Source organism: Streptomyces phaeofaciens, from assembly GCF_014648915.1.
Classification (GTDB): Bacteria; Actinomycetota; Actinomycetes; order Streptomycetales; family Streptomycetaceae; genus Streptomyces; species Streptomyces phaeofaciens.
On the sequence record NZ_BMSA01000001.1, the window covers coordinates 220,131 to 235,125 of the forward strand.

At 72.2% G+C, this 14,995-nt stretch carries 16 protein-coding genes; 8 read left to right on the plus strand and 8 right to left on the minus strand.

The window, feature by feature from the left end:
• Position 1 precedes the first annotated feature (1 nt).
• Entirely contained in the window at positions 2–460 is a 459-nt protein-coding gene (locus tag IE275_RS00990) for an ATP-binding protein (RefSeq protein WP_189706401.1), read from the minus strand.
• 130 nt (positions 461–590) lie between these two features.
• On the opposite strand from IE275_RS00990, the gene IE275_RS00995 reads away from it, so the two are divergent.
• From IE275_RS00995 to helR, 3 genes are all read left to right on the plus strand, one after another.
• Positions 591–833 (plus strand): DUF397 domain-containing protein, encoded by a 243-nt coding sequence (locus tag IE275_RS00995; RefSeq protein WP_189706403.1) that lies wholly within the window; start codon positions 591–593, stop codon positions 831–833.
• Positions 834–955: 122 nt separating this feature from the next.
• Positions 956–1,870, plus strand: a complete 915-nt coding sequence (locus IE275_RS01000) for a helix-turn-helix domain-containing protein (RefSeq protein WP_189706405.1) — start codon at positions 956–958, stop codon at positions 1,868–1,870.
• 445 nt (positions 1,871–2,315) lie between these two features.
• Positions 2,316–4,463, plus strand: a complete 2,148-nt coding sequence (gene helR / locus IE275_RS01005) for an RNA polymerase recycling motor ATPase HelR (RefSeq protein WP_189706406.1) — start codon at positions 2,316–2,318, stop codon at positions 4,461–4,463.
• A 63-nt stretch (positions 4,464–4,526) separates the two neighbouring features.
• On the opposite strand, the gene IE275_RS01010 is transcribed toward helR, so the two are convergent.
• Positions 4,527–5,345, minus strand: coding sequence for an SAM-dependent methyltransferase (locus IE275_RS01010; protein WP_189706408.1), 819 nt, complete (start codon positions 5,343–5,345; stop codon positions 4,527–4,529).
• Between the two features lie 191 nt (positions 5,346–5,536).
• Here IE275_RS01010 and IE275_RS01015 point away from each other — a divergent pair, with 191 nt between their 5' ends.
• From IE275_RS01015 to IE275_RS01025, 3 genes are all read left to right on the plus strand, one after another.
• Positions 5,537–6,232 carry a helix-turn-helix transcriptional regulator gene (locus IE275_RS01015; RefSeq protein WP_189706410.1) on the plus strand — a complete coding sequence of 232 codons (696 nt, stop codon included), beginning with the start codon at positions 5,537–5,539 and terminating at the stop codon, positions 6,230–6,232.
• Entirely contained in the window at positions 6,229–7,206 is a 978-nt protein-coding gene (locus tag IE275_RS01020) for a threo-3-hydroxy-L-aspartate ammonia-lyase (RefSeq protein ID WP_189706412.1), read from the plus strand. The genes IE275_RS01015 and IE275_RS01020 overlap by 4 nt, the downstream gene beginning before the upstream one ends.
• 162 nt (positions 7,207–7,368) lie before the next feature.
• The gene (locus tag IE275_RS01025) at positions 7,369–7,734 is read left to right on the plus strand and encodes a cupin domain-containing protein (protein WP_189706414.1); all 366 of its coding nucleotides are present in this window, start codon (positions 7,369–7,371) and stop codon (positions 7,732–7,734) included.
• A gap of 16 nt (positions 7,735–7,750) precedes the next feature.
• On the opposite strand, the gene IE275_RS01030 is transcribed toward IE275_RS01025, so the two are convergent.
• Together IE275_RS01030 and IE275_RS01035 are read right to left on the minus strand one after the other, a co-directional pair.
• The gene (locus tag IE275_RS01030; RefSeq protein ID WP_189706416.1) at positions 7,751–9,106 is read right to left on the minus strand and encodes a vWA domain-containing protein; all 1,356 of its coding nucleotides are present in this window, start codon (positions 9,104–9,106) and stop codon (positions 7,751–7,753) included.
• A complete protein-coding gene (locus IE275_RS01035) occupies positions 9,103–9,960 on the minus strand; it encodes an AAA family ATPase (RefSeq protein WP_189706418.1) in 858 nt (285 codons plus the stop codon). Before IE275_RS01035 ends, IE275_RS01030 begins: the two co-directional genes overlap by 4 nt.
• Before the next feature lie 186 nt (positions 9,961–10,146).
• Between IE275_RS01035 and IE275_RS01040 the strand changes: the two genes are divergently transcribed.
• Positions 10,147–10,725, plus strand: coding sequence for a hypothetical protein (locus IE275_RS01040; protein WP_189706420.1), 579 nt, complete (start codon positions 10,147–10,149; stop codon positions 10,723–10,725).
• Positions 10,726–10,756: 31 nt separating this feature from the next.
• Here the strand turns inward: IE275_RS01040 and IE275_RS01045 are convergent, their stop codons facing one another.
• Positions 10,757–11,602 (minus strand): NAD(P)H-binding protein, encoded by an 846-nt coding sequence (locus tag IE275_RS01045; RefSeq protein WP_189706422.1) that lies wholly within the window; start codon positions 11,600–11,602, stop codon positions 10,757–10,759.
• A gap of 105 nt (positions 11,603–11,707) precedes the next feature.
• Between IE275_RS01045 and IE275_RS01050 the strand changes: the two genes are divergently transcribed.
• Positions 11,708–12,073 (plus strand): winged helix-turn-helix transcriptional regulator, encoded by a 366-nt coding sequence (locus IE275_RS01050; protein WP_189706424.1) that lies wholly within the window; start codon positions 11,708–11,710, stop codon positions 12,071–12,073.
• A gap of 25 nt (positions 12,074–12,098) precedes the next feature.
• Here the strand turns inward: IE275_RS01050 and IE275_RS01055 are convergent, their stop codons facing one another.
• Genes IE275_RS01055 through IE275_RS01065 form a run of 3 tightly spaced genes read right to left on the minus strand, consistent with a single transcriptional unit; the run spans position 12,099 to position 14,955 of the window.
• A complete protein-coding gene (locus IE275_RS01055; RefSeq protein ID WP_189706426.1) occupies positions 12,099–12,728 on the minus strand; it encodes a LutC/YkgG family protein in 630 nt (209 codons plus the stop codon).
• Positions 12,725–14,203, minus strand: a complete 1,479-nt coding sequence (locus IE275_RS01060; protein ID WP_189706428.1) for a LutB/LldF family L-lactate oxidation iron-sulfur protein — start codon at positions 14,201–14,203, stop codon at positions 12,725–12,727. Before IE275_RS01060 ends, IE275_RS01055 begins: the two co-directional genes overlap by 4 nt.
• Positions 14,200–14,955: a (Fe-S)-binding protein gene (locus IE275_RS01065; RefSeq protein WP_189706430.1), complete on the minus strand. Its 756-nt coding sequence runs from the start codon at positions 14,953–14,955 to the stop codon at positions 14,200–14,202. Before IE275_RS01065 ends, IE275_RS01060 begins: the two co-directional genes overlap by 4 nt.
• Between the last annotated feature and the right edge of the window lie 40 nt (positions 14,956–14,995).

The window sequence follows — 14,995 nt, forward strand, 5'->3', positions numbered from 1 at the left end:
GTCAGAAGTGGATCCGGGTCGGCAGCATGGCCCAGACGGTCTTGCCCACGGGGGAGCGGCGGGTCCAGCCCCAGTGCTCGGAGAGGGCTTCGACGATGTGCAGCCCCCGGCCGTGCTCCAGCAGCGGATCGCCGGTGTACGGGTGGACGGGCAGGCTGTCGCCGGGGTCGGTGACGGCGCACATCAGGTGGGAGCGGCGCAGGGTGAGCCGGAGCCGGATGTCGAAGGCGTCCGGTGCGGCGGAGTACGGCAGGCCGTGCAGGAAGGCGTTGGCGGCGAGTTCGGTGACGACGGTGACCGTGTCGTCGGCGCGGTGGCCCAACGACCAGGTGTCCAGCGTGCGGTGGGTGAAGTCCCGTGCCTCGGCGAATCCCTCCCGGCTGCCCGCGAGGCGCAGCGCGGCTGTTCTGGACGAGTCGAGGACGGACTCGCGGCTCCGGAACTGCGCAGGTGACGACACGGTGCATCTCCCTGAGGCGACGTCAGGACAGGGCGCCAGAAGTGCGGTTGACGACACCGCTATTATCCACGCTGACGATGTCCTCGTGCAATTTCACGGGAAATTGCGCGTAAGAGCGAGGAGAGTTGCCATGTCGTCAGTACCGGATGCGGTGCCGAACGGAGTGCGGGCCAGTTCACTGGGTGTCCGCTGGATCAAGAGCAGTCACAGCAACGCGGAGGGCAACTGCGTCGAGGTCGCGTCCCTCGACGGGGGCGGCGTCGCGCTGCGCAACTCCCGTGACCCCGACGGGCCGGCCCTGGTGTACACGCCGGCCGAGGTGGCGGCGTTCCTGGCGGGGGCGAAGGGCGGGGAGTTCGACCACCTGCTGTGAGCACACGCTCCGGCGGGCCGGTCGCGGCGCGCCGGACGAACTCAATTCCCGTGCTCCGTGCGGTCGGTGGGCGTCGGGTGCGATACTGAACTCTGTCGTCTGCCGGTCCACGGGGAGTCAGGATGTCTGCCGAGTCGCTTCGCGTCTCCCGTCTGGAACCGTATCTGAACCGGGCCGAGCCCGCCCCGACCTTGCTGAAAATGCTGGTCGGGGTTCAGCTCGCGGGTATGCGCGACGACGCCGGACTGGCGCAGGACCAGGCGGCCCGCGCGCTCGGGTTCAGCCCCGCCAAGCTGTCCCGTATCGAGGCGGGCAAGGGCCGCCGCCCGCCCACCGAGAGCGATGTCCGTGCCCTGCTGACGCTGTACGAGGCGGACCACCATGAGGCGTCCGTCCTGCTGCGTCTGCTGCGGCAGGCGGGTGAGCCGGGCTGGTGGCAGCGGTACGACAAAAGGCTGATGCCCGAGTGGTTCGACCGGCTGGTCGGACTCCAGGAGGCGGCCACGGCCATCCGTACCTTCGAGATCCAGTACGTCCCCGGGCTGCTCCAGACCCCCGCCTACACGCGTGCCGTCGTGGAGCGCGGGCTGCCGACGGCGCCGACCCGGGAGGTCGAGCGCCGGGTCGAGCTGCGGACGCGCCGCACCGAGCTGCTGCGCCGCCCGGACGCCCCGCAGGTGTGGGCGATCCTCGACGAGTCGGTGCTGCTGCGCGTGCTGGGCAGCCCCGAGGTGATGCGCGAACAGCTCCTGCACCTGGCCGAGCTGGCCCGGCTGCCCCATGTCACCGTGCAGATCGTGCCGCTGGACGTCACCCACGCCTCCGCGCCGGCCATACCGGTCACCTATCTGCGTTTCGGCGGCGCCGATCTGCCCGACGTCGTCTATCTGGAGCAGATCAGGAGCGCGACCTTCCTGGAGGACCGGGACGAGACGGAGGAGTACCGCGTCGCCCTGGACCGCCTGGCCGACGCTGCCCTGCAGCCCCGCGAGTCCCTGGCCCTGCTGACGGAGACCGCCGAGCGGCGCTACGGCTGACCGTCGCGCCCGGCGCGGGAGGGAGCCGGCTCCGGCGGGTCTCGCCCACACTGACGTGTTTCAGCAGGTGGGATACGGTGGCTTCGGGACGGCCCGCCGGTGGAGTGCGGCACGGTCTCGCGCGGAGCCCCTTCCTCCACGGTGACCGGAGAAGGCAAGGGGGAACACCCACCCCCCGCCACTCTTAACGTATAGCGCACCGGGGGGCTTGCGGCAAGGCCCCGGTCGTGGCGCAGAATCACTCGCCGAGGCCAGAACCTGCGGAAACGGGAGATTCACGAGGTGCGTGTGTTGTTGTCGGTGCGTGGGGTGTGCGGTGACGTCGAACCGGTGGGGGGACGTGAGCCGGGGGCACGGGACACCGGGCCGTGGGCACGGCGCGCCGCGGCGCGGGAGTGCGTGCCGCCGGACTTCGCGGGCCCGACCTCGGATCGGAGCCGCTGACATGAACCCCCTGACCACCAGCGCGTTCGACCTGCCCGACCGCCTCGCCGCCAAGGCCGACCCGGCCTTGATCGCCGGCGACGAGGAGCACTTCGCGGCCATCGCGGAGTGCCTTCAGGAGGCGATCGCCGACCTGACCGAGCGCCTCGACGCCGAGCGCAGGGCCCCCGGCGGCATCGGCCGGCAGGCGATGGACCGGGACACGGAGATCCACCGGCTGACCGGTCGCCTGCGTGCGCTGCGCCGCTTCGGCCTGGACCTGTGCCTCGGCCACATTGTCCCCGCGGACGACTCCGAGCCCGTCTACATCGGACGGCTCGGCCTGACCGACAGCACCGGCCGCCGGCTGCTGCTCGACTGGCGCTCTCCCGCGGCCGAGCCGTTCTTCGCGGCGACCCATGCCCACCCGATGGGGCTGACCAGCCGCCGCAGGTACCGCTGGACCCGCGGCCGGATCAGCGACTACTGGGACGAGGTGTTCACCGCCGACGGGCTCGAACGGCACGCCGCGCTCGACGACCAGTCCGCCTTCATCGCCAGCCTGGGCGGCAACCGCTCGCCCCGGATGCGGGACGTGCTCGCCACCATCCAGGCCGACCAGGACGCCATCATCCGGGCCGGATCCCGCGGCGCCCTCGTCGTGGACGGCGGCCCGGGCACGGGCAAGACCGTCGTCGCCCTGCACCGCTCCGCCCACCTCCTCTACTCCGACCCCCGCCTCGGTCACCGCCGCGGCGGCGTGCTGTTCGTCGGTCCGCACCAGCCCTACCTGGCCTACGTCGCCGATGTCCTGCCCAGCCTCGGCGAGGAGGGCGTACAGACCTGCACCGTGCGGGACCTCGTCGCCGAGGGAGCAGGGGCGGCGATCGAGACCGACCCGGACGTGGCCCTGCTGAAGTCGTCCGCGAACCTGGTGAAGGCGATCGAGACGGCCGTCCGGTTCTACGAGGAGCCGCCCGCCAAGGGGATGACGGTCACGACCCACTGGTCCGACATTCCGCTGACCGCCGAGGACTGGGCCGTCGCGTTCGAGGCGGCGGAACCCGGTACCCCGCACAACGAGGCGCGCGAGCAGATCTGGGAGGAGCTGCTCACGATCCTGGTGGACAAGCACGAAGGCGACGCCCCGGACGCGCTGCTCCGCAAGTCGCTGCGCGGCAACAGGGAGCTGCTCACGGCCTTCAACAACGCGTGGCCGCTGCTCGAAGCGGCCGACCTCGTCGGCGACCTGTGGTCGGTGCCCGCCTATCTGCGGATGTGCGCTCCCTGGCTCGGCCCCGACGACGTACGCCGGCTTCAGCGTACGGAGGTCCAGGCCTGGACGGTGTCCGACCTGCCGCTCCTGGACGCGGCACGGCAGCGGCTCGGCGACCCGGAGGAGGCCCTGCGCAAGCGCCGGCACGCCGCCACCCTCGCCGCCGAACGCGAGCGGATGGCCCGGGTCATCGACACCCTGCTCGACGCCGACGACGACGGCGAGGGCGCGGTGACCATGCTGCACGGCAAGGACATCCAGGACACCCTGGCCGACGAGGCCGCGCTGTCCCGCGTGGAGCCGGACCTGCTCGCCGGCCCGTTCGCGCACATCGTCGTGGACGAGGCCCAGGAACTGACCGACGCGGAGTGGCAGATGCTGCTGCTGCGGTGTCCGTCCCGGAGCTTCACCATCGTCGGCGACCGCGCCCAGGCCCGGCACGGGTTCACGGAGTCGTGGCGGGAGCGGCTCGAGCGGGTCGGGCTCGACCGGATCGACCTGGCCTCCCTGAGCATCAACTACCGGACGCCGGAGGAGATCATGGCGGAGGCCGAGCCGGTCATCCGGGCCGTCCTCCCGGACGCCAACGTGCCGACGTCCATCCGCAGCGGCGGTGTCCCCGTCGTCCACGGATCCGTGGCGGACCGGGACGCGGTGCTCGCCGACTGGCTCGCCGCCCATGCGGAGGGGACCGCCTGTGTCATCGGCGATCCCACGTTCCGGCCGACGGACCGCGTCCGGTCGCTGACGCCGGAGCTGACGAAGGGGCTCGAGTTCGACCTGGTCGTCCTCGTCGACCCGGAGAAGTTCGGCACGGGCATCGAAGGGGCGGTCGACCACTACGTCGCGATGACCCGGGCCACCCAGCGACTCGTCGTCCTCACCAGCCCCTGAGGCCGGCGGGGCGTTCCCCGGAGCGGGGCCCGAGATCGCCGGGCCCCCTTCCGGGCGCTCCGCCTACCCGAGGCGTCCGACGCCGCCGAACTCGATCCACTCCTGGGTGAGCTGGCGCGGGGCCACCTCGGTGTCGGGGCGCCAGGTGGAGACCTCCACCAGGCCCGGGTCGAGGATGTCGAGGCCCTCGAACAGCGCGGCGACGTCCTTCTCCTGGCGCACCCGGCCCCAGTGCCCCTGCGTGGCCTGGTCCATGAAGTCGGTGACGAACTCCCGCACCTCGGGGTCCTCGCTCACCAGCTGGCACATCACCAGATAGCTGCCGGGCGCCAGGCGTTCGCTCACCCGGCGGACCACCGCCTGCGGGCCGTCGGTCCCGCTGTCCGGGATGCAGTGGAACACCGAGTTGAACAGCACGGCCACCGGCTGCGAGAAGTCGATCAGCCGCTCGGTGTCGGGGTGGGTGAAGATCGCCTCGGTCTCGCGCAGGTCGGCGTGGATGACCGTGGTCCGCTCGTCCTGCTCCAGCAGGGCGCGGCCGTGGACGAGGACCATCGGGTCGTTGTCGACGTAGACGACATGTGCGCTCGGGTCGATCTGCTGGGCGACCTGGTGGACGTTGTCCTGGGTGGGCAGGCCGGATCCGTGGTCGAGGAACTGGCGGATGCCGTACTCCCGCGCCAGCGTCCGGACGATCCGCTGGAGGAAGCGCCGGTTGTTCAGGGCGAGGGTGCGGGTGCTGGGGACGACCTTGTCCAGCTCCTCGCAGGCGGCGCGGTCGGCCGCGTAGTTGTCCTTGCCGCCCAGATAGTGGTCGTACATGCGCGCGGCCGTCGGAACCGTGGCGTCGATCTTCGTGGACAGAGGCTTCCCAGGCTGCATGTCTTCCCCCAGCTGCCAGCCGTGCCGGTGCCGGCGCGGTCGACAACACATCCTAGGGAAACGCCAATTGGACACACCACCCCTTGATCGACGGTTCCCCGGAAGGTGTCGGCACCCCCGACCGAATTGGACCAGTGGTCCAAGACTTGGACACGTGGTCTAATGGAGTCCGGTGCGGCGGAGGAGGACGGATGACCGGCGAGGACCCCCGGAAAGCGGAGCGGGACGCGATCCTGCGGGCGCTCGCTCCCGTCGTGGACGGGATCGCGGCGACGTTCGGACCGGTGTGCGAGGTGGTGCTGCACGACTACCGGCGGCCGGAGCGGTCCGTGGTCGCCGTCGCCGGCACGGTGACCGGGCGCACGGTCGGCGGCGCGATGAGCGAGATCGGCATGCGGGTGCTCGCCCACGGCGACACCGCCGACGACGAGCTGAACTACGTCACCCGTACGGGCACCGGCAAGCTGGTGAAGTCGTCCACGATGGTGCTGCGCGACTCCACCGGCGCGGTGTTCGGCGCCCTGTGCGTCAACGTGGACATCACCGAGGTCGACCGGGTGCGCGGTCTGCTCGACGCGCTCGCGGGGGCGGCCGGACCGCCCGCCGACCCGCCGGTGACCACCTTCGGCGACGACATCGACTCCGTCGTCGACGCCCTCCTCGACGCCCGGCTGCGGCGCCAGGACCAGACCTGGGCCGGCCTCGACCGGACCCGGCGGCTCGCGCTCTTCCGCGGCCTGGACGAACAGGGCGTGTTCGCCGTGCGCCGCGCGATCGAGCAGGTCGCCGCCCGCCTCGGCATCTCCCGGGCCTCCGCCTACAGCTATCTCGCGCAGGCCAGAGCCACGACCGGTACCGACGACGCCCCCGAGGGAGCACACCCGTGACCACCACACCCCCGCCGATCACCCTCGACGACGTCCGTGACGCGGCCGCCCGGCTCAAGGGCGTCGCCCACCGCACCCCCGTGCTCCGCTCCCGCACCCTGGACGCGCTCGTCGGCGCCGAGGTGCTTCTGAAGTGCGAGAACTTCCAGCGGGTCGGCGCGTTCAAGTTCCGCGGCGCCTACAACGCGGCCTCCCGGCTCACCCCCGGGCAACTGGCGCGGGGCATCGCCACGTACTCCTCCGGCAATCACGCCCAGGCCGTCGCCCTCGCCGCCCGGGAACTGGGCACCACCGCGGTGATCGTCATGCCCGAGGACGCCCCGCGCTCCAAGCGCGCGGCCACCGAGGGGTACGGCGCCGAGATCGTGACCTACGACCGCTACACAGGAGACCGGGTCGCCATCGCCGAGGCGCTCGCCGCCGAGCGGGGCCTGACCCTCATCCCGCCCTACGAGCACCCGCACGTCATGGCCGGCCAGGGCACCGCCGCACTCGAACTCATCGAGGAGGCGGGCGAGTTGGACCTGCTGCTGGCGCCGGTCGGGGGCGGTGGGCTGATCGCCGGGAGCGCCACCGTGGCCAAGGGGCTGTGCCCGGACATCAGGGTCACGGGCGTCGAGCCGGAGGCCGGCGACGACACCAGACGCTCGCTGGAGGCTGGCCGGCGGGTCGAGATCCCGGTACCGCACACCATCGCCGACGGACAGGCCCTGCACACGCCGGGCGAGCTGACCTTCTCGGTGAACCGCCGCCTCGTCGACGGGATCGCGCTGGTCTCCGACGACGAGATCCGCGCGGCCATGCGGTTCGCCTTCGAACGGCTGAAGATCGTCGTGGAGCCGAGCGGCGCGACTCCACTGGCCGCCCTGCTGGCCGGCCGCGTCGGCCCGCCGCCCCGCCGGATCGGCGTGATCGTCTCCGGCGGCAACATCGACACCGGGCGCTTCGCCGAACTCTGCGGCGGCCTCGGCTGACACGGCGGCCCCCGGTTGGCGGGGCCCCGGGAGGGGGCGGACGATGGAGGGGTGGGGCCCGGCCCCCGACCGGCGACGTCCAGAGCCGCCGGGGAGACCGGCCTCGGCCGTCGTCAGGCGCGGCCGGAAGGACGTCGGGCGCGGCCGGAAGGGAGGAGCGTCATGTTGGAAGTGAAGACGCTCGACAAACCGGACGAGCGGCGTGATTTCCCCCGCGGACACCTCGAGGCCGTCCATATGACCGGGCTGGACTTCGCCGTGGGCACCTTCGAACCGGGATGGCGCTGGACCGAGTCGGTGGCGCCGATCGCGGGAACCGACACGTGCATGGTCCACCACAACGGCTATGTCGTCTCCGGCCGTATGCACATCACCATGGACGACGGCGGCGAGGCCGAACTCGGCCCCGGCGACGTCTTCGTGGTCCCGCCCGGCCATGACGCCTGGGTCGTCGGCGACGAGCAGTGCGTGGTGTACGACTTCGCGGGCGCGATGGCCAGGGAGTACGCGAAGGCCAAGGACACCTGATCCGGGGCGCGTTCCCTCACACCGGCAGCAACCGGCCGACCAGATCGCCGAGTTGGTGGGCGTTGCGGCACTCGTGCATCGCGACCAGCTCGGCGTACTCCGGGGCGGCCGAGTCGCCCGTCCCCCACAGGGACCGCGGCTCCGGGTTCAACCAGTGCACATGACGGGCCTGTTCGGCGATCCGCCGGACGGCCGCCAGGTTCGGGTCGCTCATGTTCGTCCGCGCGTCCCCCAGCACGAACACCGTGGTGCGCGGGCCCACCGCGGCGCCGTGCCGCTCCGCGAACTCGCCCAGCGCGACGCCGTAGTCGCTGCTGCCGTGGTAGGCCGTCAGCCGCGCCTCCGACTGGATCCGGGCACCGAGACCCGCCGGATCGGCCACGCCGTGCCGGAGGAACCCGGTCACCTCGTCGACACGGTTGACGAAGGCGAAGACCCGCACCTTGCTGAACTGGTCGTGCAGCGCCTGCACCAGCAGCATCGTGAAGTCCGAGAAGCCGGACACCGAGCCCGACACATCGCACAGCAGCACCAGTTCGGGACGGGACGGGCGCCGCCGGCGCAGCACGGGCCGCATCGGCACGCCGCCCGTGGACAGCGAGCCGCGCAGGGTGCGGCGCAGATCGATGGTGCCGCGCGCGGCCCGGCGGCGGCGCGCCGCCATCCGGGTGGCCAGTTTGCGCGCCAACGGCTGTACGGTCCGCCGCAGTTCGGCCAGCCGGTCCTTCCCGGCGTACAGGAAGTCGACCCGGTCGGCCGTCGGCGCCACCGCGCGCCGCGCGATCTCGTCCCGCCCCCGCCGCTCCGCCACCCGGCGCCGCGCCTCCGTCGCCACCAGCGCGCGGAAGGCCTCGATACGCCGCCGGATCTCGTCCTCCAGCAGCCGGTCGGTGAAGCCGTCCGCGCCGCCCCGCCCCCGGATGTCGTCCCGCACCCGCGCCAGCAGCGTCTGCGGCCGCAGCCGTTCGAGGGTCTGGTACGACGACCAGCCGTCCGCCCCCGGTGAACTCCCGTACCCGCCCAGCCCGTCGACCGCCTCGATCGCCAGCCGGGCCACGAGCGCCTCGTCGCCGTCGGCGAGCGCCCGGGCCAGCCGGTCGCGCAGGTCGTCCCGGTCGCCGGGATCCTCCCCGGGCGCGCCCACACCGTGCGGGAAGTACAGGTCGAAGACGGTGTCGAACAGCCGCCGCTGGTCCGGGGTGTGCAGCAGCGTCGCGGCCAGCCCCTCCCGCAGCAGCTCCCGGTCGGTGAACCCCAGCTCCGTCACCGCCTGTGCCGCGTCCACGCTCTCGCCGGTGCCGATCCGCACCCCGTGCGCGCGCAGCGCGGCGACGAGGCCGACCAGCCGGTCGGTGACGTCCGCCGCGCTCACACGGCGTCCAGGTCGAGCTTCGCGGCGGCCTTCAGGACGTCGTCCTGGTGCTTGAGGATCACGCCCAGGCTGTCCCGTACGACACTCTCGTCGAGCGTGGTGGCGCCGAGGGCGAGGAGGGTGCGCGCCCAGTCGATCGTCTCGGCGACCGATGGCGCCTTGCGCAGGTCCATCGCGCGCAGCGCGCCCACCACCCGGACCACCGACTCGGCCAGTGCGGCGTCGATGCCGGGCACCTTCAGCCGGACGATCCGCCGCTCCAGCTCCTCCTCGGGGAAGCCGATGTGCAGGAACAGACAGCGGCGGCGCAGCGCCTCGGACAGCTCACGGCTCGCGTTCGAGGTGAGGACGACGAAGGGGCGGCGGGTCGCGGTGATCGTGCCCAGCTCCGGGACGGTGACCTGGAAGTCGCTGAGCACCTCCAGGAGCAGGCCCTCCACCTCGACGTCGGCCTTGTCGGTCTCGTCGATCAGCAGGACCGTCGGCTCGTCGCCGCGGATCGCGGTCAGCAGCGGGCGGGGGAGCAGGAACTCCTCGCTGAAGATGTCCGTGCGGGTCTCGTCCCAGGTCTCGTCGCGGCCCGCGCTGATCCGCAGCAGCTGCTTGGCGTGGTTCCACTCGTACAGCGCCCGGGACTCGTCGACGCCCTCGTAGCACTGGAGCCGTACCAGCCGGGCCCCGGCCACATGGGCGACGGCCTTGGCGAGTTCCGTCTTGCCGACCCCGGCCGGGCCTTCGACCAGGAGCGGCTTGCCGAGCCGGTCGGCGAGGAAGACGGTCGTGGCGACGGCGGGGGAGGCCAGATAGCCGGTCTCGGCGAGCCGGGCGGAGACCTCGTCGACGCTGGTGAACAACAGAGCCTCCGTGCGTGGGTCGTCGGCGGTGCGCGGTCCGGCACCGGGTACCGAACCACTATCTAAGCGCTTGTTCAGCTCCCTTGTCGATGTTGTCTCGGCCTCAGTCGGCTGTCGTCCGCTGTCGACACCGGCGGTGCTGCCGGCGTCGGCGGCGTTGTCGGTGGCGGCCGGTACGGTGCGCCCATGGGTGTGTATCTCGTGAGTGTCGGTGCGCAGGACTGGTCGGTGGCCGGGGAGGACGGCCACGGGGACGTCGCCTCCGCCCTGAACGCGCAGCTGGAGCGGCGGGGGCTGCCGCCGTACGAGCCGCCGGGCGGCGACCGGGAGCCCCCGGGCTGGTTCGAGGAGAAGATGAGCCCGTCCATGGACGGCTTCGACGCGCTCTGCCGGGCCCGGCTGACCCCCGAGGAGCGGGACGGCCTCCTCGGCTGGTCGCTCCTGGTGCCGTTCGCGCTCGAGGAGGGCATCACCCTGCCCGTCGGCTCCGCGTACACGGACGAGACCCTGGTCGTCGGCGCGCCGTACGTCCTCGCCCTCGCCGAGCGGCTGGCCGACGCCCTCGGCCTGCCGCTGGACCTCGTGCCGTCGACCTTCGGCAACCTCGAACTGACCCTGTGGTTCCTGGAGGGCGACGCGGAGCGGGCCGCGGTGACCCGGCCCGGGCCCTGGGCCGACGACCTGGCGGCCGCGTTCTACACGGCGGTGCACCTGCGCGCCGCCCAGTACTGCCTGCGGCACGGCCGCCCGATGGCCTACTCCTGAGACCGGCGCCGGGCGCACCGGCCGCGCGGGCTCAGCGGAACGCGGCCGCGTTGCGGCGTGCCCACTCCTCGAAGGTGCGCGGCGCGCGGCCGAGCACCCGCTCCGCGTCGGGGCGGACCCGTTGCTCGGCGGGCGTCGGGTGGCCCAGGACGGCCAGAGTGGTCTCGACGACCGGCTCCGGCAGGAATGCCAGCATCTGCTCGCGCGCCTCCTCCCATGTCTGCTCGACGAACCGGACCGGCTCACCGAGCGCGTCACCGATCGCCGCGGCCCGTTGCCGGGGCGTCGTCGGGACGGGCCCGGTCAACTCGTAGACCCTGTGGGAATGTCCGTCCTCCCGTAGCGCCACCGCCGCGACCTCGGCGATGTCGGCAGGGTCCACGGTGGGCAGCGCCACATCACCGAAGGGTGCGGCGACCGTGCGGCGAGAGCGTACCGGCTCGGCCCAGGCGTAGGCGTTGGAGTGGAAGCCCCCCGGCCGCAGGATCGTCCAGTCCATGCCCGACTCCCGGACGGCGTCCTCGACGGCACGCATCATGCCCCCGTGCGACGGCGACTTCGGCCGTGTCTCCACTCCCAGGGAGGACAGCAGCACCACCTGGCGGATCCCACTCCTCTTCGCCGCGTCGAGAACGTCCCGTGGACTGAGCAGATGCGCGCTGGGCCCTCCGTCATGCAGGAACAGCGCGTCGGCACCGTCGAGCACGGACCGCAGGCTCTCCGGGTCGGTCAGGTCGGCCCGCAACCGGCGCACGCCGTCCGGGACTTCGGGGTCGGCGATGGTCCGGGACGTGGCGGTCACCCGCTCGCCCCCGGCCGTGAGGACTCGGACCAGTTCACGGCCGACGTTCCCGGTCGCCCCCGTCACCACGATCATGAGTAACTCCCTGTTCGAAAAGGGTGGTTGGTGTGACGGGAACGACGCTAGCAGCGCCGGTATAGTAGGTACCCAGAGGAAAGTGACTTACCAAGAGGGGTGTGCATGAAGGGCGATGCGACCGAACCCGAACTCGCCTGCCCCATCTCTCCGGTGGTGGACATCGTCTTCAGCCGCTGGACCACGCCGATCCTGTGGACGCTCCACGCCCACGGCCGTCAGCGTTTCGTCGAGCTGGAACGCCGGATCACGCACATCACCCCCAAGGTGCTGACCCAGCGCCTGCGCCAGCTCGAACGGGACGGCATGGTCGTACGCACCTACCACCCGGAGGTGCCCCCGCGCGTGGAGTACGAGATCAGCGAACTCGGCCTCAGCCTCGCCCCGCTCTTCGCCCAGCTGTCGGAGTGGGCCACCGACAACCTGCCCAGGGTGGCGCAGGCCCGGGAGGGCTACGACGCGAAGGCGTGACCGGGGCCGCCGGTCGCCCCGGCCGTCAGCCGACCAGGATCACCTCCAGGGTGCGCGGACCGTGCACCCCCTCCACCCGGTCCAGCTCGATGTCACTGGTCGCCGACGGACCCGAGATCCACGTCAACGGGCGGGCGGGGTCGAGTCGTTCGAGGGCCTGCGGCACGGACGACACGACCTGCTCCGGCACCCGCACCACCAGGACGTGGTGATCGGGGACCAGGGTGATCCGGCGCCGGCCCTGGTCGGGGCCGCCGTCCAGCACGATCGTCCCGGTCTCGGCGATCGCCACCGCGCACGCCGTGACCACACTGTCGACCCGGTCCAGCTCGTGCGGGGTGTTCCCGGCGCGGTCCTCGACCCGCTCCGCGTCGGCCTCCGACAGCCACCGAGGATCCAGCCCCGGCGGCACCATCACCGACCTCGCCCCGTGCTCCAAGAGCAACCGGCCCACCACCGCGGGCAGTTCGTCCTCCGAGCACCGGTGCACCAGCGCCCGGTAGTCCGCGAGGTTCTCCGCCAGCAGATCCACCGTCCGCCCGGCGTCGAGGCCGCCGTGCGTGCGCAGATACCCGCGCTCGACCGGGGCGTCCTCGCCGCCCACGTCGGCCAGGGCGCGCCGCACCCGGCCCAGGATCCGTTCCCTGCTGCTCACCGTGCGTCCTTCTCTCCACCGTTCGTGCGCTGCCACCAGTCGCGGAAGGGCTCCGCCGGTACGGCCGGCAGATCGCGGCCGGCGCTCCATGCCCGGCCCGGCCCGGGCAGGGTACGCGGGTGCACCCGGCGGGTCCCGGACGCCAGCCGCTGCCCGGTCCGCAGCACGCCGGGGCGGCCGAACGCCCAGCGCGCCGCGCGCATGGCCGCCCGCTCGGCGGCATGCCCCTTGGCCGGCTTCAGCACGACCTTGTTGCCCTCCCGGACCACCGGCCCGCCCTCGACGACCCGCTCCCGCAGATGCACCAGCACCTCCGGGATGTCGATGGCGACGGGGCACACCTCGTAGCAGGCCCCGCACAGCGAGGAGGCGTACGGCAGGGAGGCGTCGATCTCGCTCGCGGTGCCCCTCAGCTGAGGGCTGAGGATCGCGCCGATCGGGCCCGGGTACACGGAGCCGTAGGCGTGCCCGCCCGCCCGCTCGTACACCGGGCAGACGTTCAGACAGGCCGAGCAGCGGATGCAGCGCAGCGCCTGACGGCCGACCTCGTCGGCGAGGGTGTCGGTGCGCCCGTTGTCCAGCAGCACCAGATGGAAGGTCTGCGGGCCGTCGCCGTCCGTGGTGCCGGTCCAGGTCGAGGTGTACGGGTTCATGCGCTCGGCGGTCGAGGAGCGGGGGAGGGTCTGGAGGAAGACCTCCAGGTCGCGCCAGGTCGGCACGATCTTCTCGATGCCGACGACCGAGATCAGCGTCTCGGGCAGGGTCAGGCACATCCGCCCGTTGCCCTCGGACTCCACCACCACCAGGGTGCCGGTCTCGGCCACCATGAAGTTGGCACCGGAGACGCCGACCTTGGCCCGCAGGAACTTCTCGCGCAGGTGGAGCCGGGCGGCCTCGGCCAGCTCGGCGGGCGTGTCGGTCAGGCCCTCCGGTGCCGCGCGCCCCCACTCGCCCATCTCCTGGCGGAAGATGTCCCGGATCTCGCCCCGGTTGCGGTGGATGGCCGGGACGAGGATGTGCGAGGGCCGGTCGTCGCCCAGCTGCACGATCAGCTCGGCGAGATCGGTCTCGTACGCCCGGATGCCCGCCGCCTCCAGCGCCTCGTTGAGCCCGATCTCCTGCGTGGCCATCGACTTGACCTTGACGACCTCCGACTCGCCGGTCTCCCGCACGAGCCGGGTCACGATCCGGTTCGCCTCGTCGGCGTCGGCCGCCCAGTGGACGGTCCCGCCGGCCGCCGTGACCGACTCCTCCAACTGCACCAGATACCGGTCGAGCCGGCGAAGCGTGTGGTCCTTGATCTGCTTGCCGGCCTCCCGCAGCTCCGCCCAGTCGGAGACCTCGGCGACGGCCTTGGCCCGCTTGGCGCGGATCGTGTGCGTGGCGTGCCGCAGATTCGCGCGCAGTGTCGGGTTGTTGACGGCCTCGTGCGCGGCCTTCGGGAACGCCGGCATCCCCATGAACGTGCCGCTCATGCCGCCGGCTCCCGCTCCGTGCTCGCCAGGATCTCCGCGATGTGCACCGACCGCAGACCCGCCTTCAGCCGGGTCATGGTCCCGCCGATGTGCATCAGGCAGGAGTTGTCGGCCGCGCACAGCACCTCGGCACCGGTCGACTCGGCGTTGCGCACCTTGTCCACCCCCATCGCCGTGGAGACGTCGGGGTTCTTCAGCGCGAACGTGCCCCCGAAGCCGCAGCACTCCTCGGCCCCCGGCAGCTCCACCAGCTCCAGCCCCTCGACCGCCTGGAGCAGCCGCCGGGGCCGGTCCCCGAGCCCCAGCCCGCGCAGCCCGTGGCACGTCGGGTGGTAGGTCACGGTGTGCGGGTAGTAGGCGCCGACGTCGGTCACCCCGAGCACGTCCACCAGGAACTCCGTCAGTTCGTACGTCTTGGGGACCACGGGTGCCAGGGTCGCCGCGAGGGTGTCCCCGCGCCCCTCGGCCCGGGCCCGCTCACCCATGCGCGGATACAGCTCCCGCACCATCGCCCCGCAGGACCCGGAGGGGGTGACGATCGCCTCGTACTCCCCGAAGACATCGGAGAAATGCTGAGCGAGGGGTTCGGCCTCATGACGGTAGCCGGTGTTGTAGTGGGCCTGCCCGCAGCAGGTCTGGGCCATCGGGAAGTCGACCTCGACGCCCAGCCTGGTCAGCAGTTTCACCACCGCGCGGCCGGTGTCCGGATAGAGCGTGTCGTTGACACAGGTCAGGAACAGGGCGACACGCATCGCGGCTCCTCGTGATCGGTCATCGGATGAGTGCAGGGTA

Bases quoted from the DNA above. Each gene is read 5' to 3' on its own strand.
- IE275_RS00995 (WP_189706403.1), top strand. From the start codon at position 591: ATGTCGTCAGTACCGGATGCGGTGCCGAACGGAGTGCGGGCCAGTTCA.
- IE275_RS01065 (WP_189706430.1), bottom strand. From the start codon at position 14,955: ATGCGTGTCGCCCTGTTCCTGACCTGTGTCAACGACACGCTCTATCCG.
- IE275_RS01000 (WP_189706405.1), top strand. From the start codon at position 956: ATGTCTGCCGAGTCGCTTCGCGTCTCCCGTCTGGAACCGTATCTGAAC.
- IE275_RS01060 (WP_189706428.1), bottom strand. From the start codon at position 14,203: ATGAGCGGCACGTTCATGGGGATGCCGGCGTTCCCGAAGGCCGCGCAC.
- IE275_RS01045 (WP_189706422.1), bottom strand. From the start codon at position 11,602: ATGATCGTGGTGACGGGGGCGACCGGGAACGTCGGCCGTGAACTGGTC.
- IE275_RS01010 (WP_189706408.1), bottom strand. From the start codon at position 5,345: ATGCAGCCTGGGAAGCCTCTGTCCACGAAGATCGACGCCACGGTTCCG.
- IE275_RS01050 (WP_189706424.1), top strand. From the start codon at position 11,708: ATGAAGGGCGATGCGACCGAACCCGAACTCGCCTGCCCCATCTCTCCG.
- IE275_RS01040 (WP_189706420.1), top strand. From the start codon at position 10,147: ATGGGTGTGTATCTCGTGAGTGTCGGTGCGCAGGACTGGTCGGTGGCC.
- helR (WP_189706406.1), top strand. From the start codon at position 2,316: ATGAACCCCCTGACCACCAGCGCGTTCGACCTGCCCGACCGCCTCGCC.
- IE275_RS01015 (WP_189706410.1), top strand. From the start codon at position 5,537: ATGACCGGCGAGGACCCCCGGAAAGCGGAGCGGGACGCGATCCTGCGG.
- IE275_RS01025 (WP_189706414.1), top strand. From the start codon at position 7,369: ATGTTGGAAGTGAAGACGCTCGACAAACCGGACGAGCGGCGTGATTTC.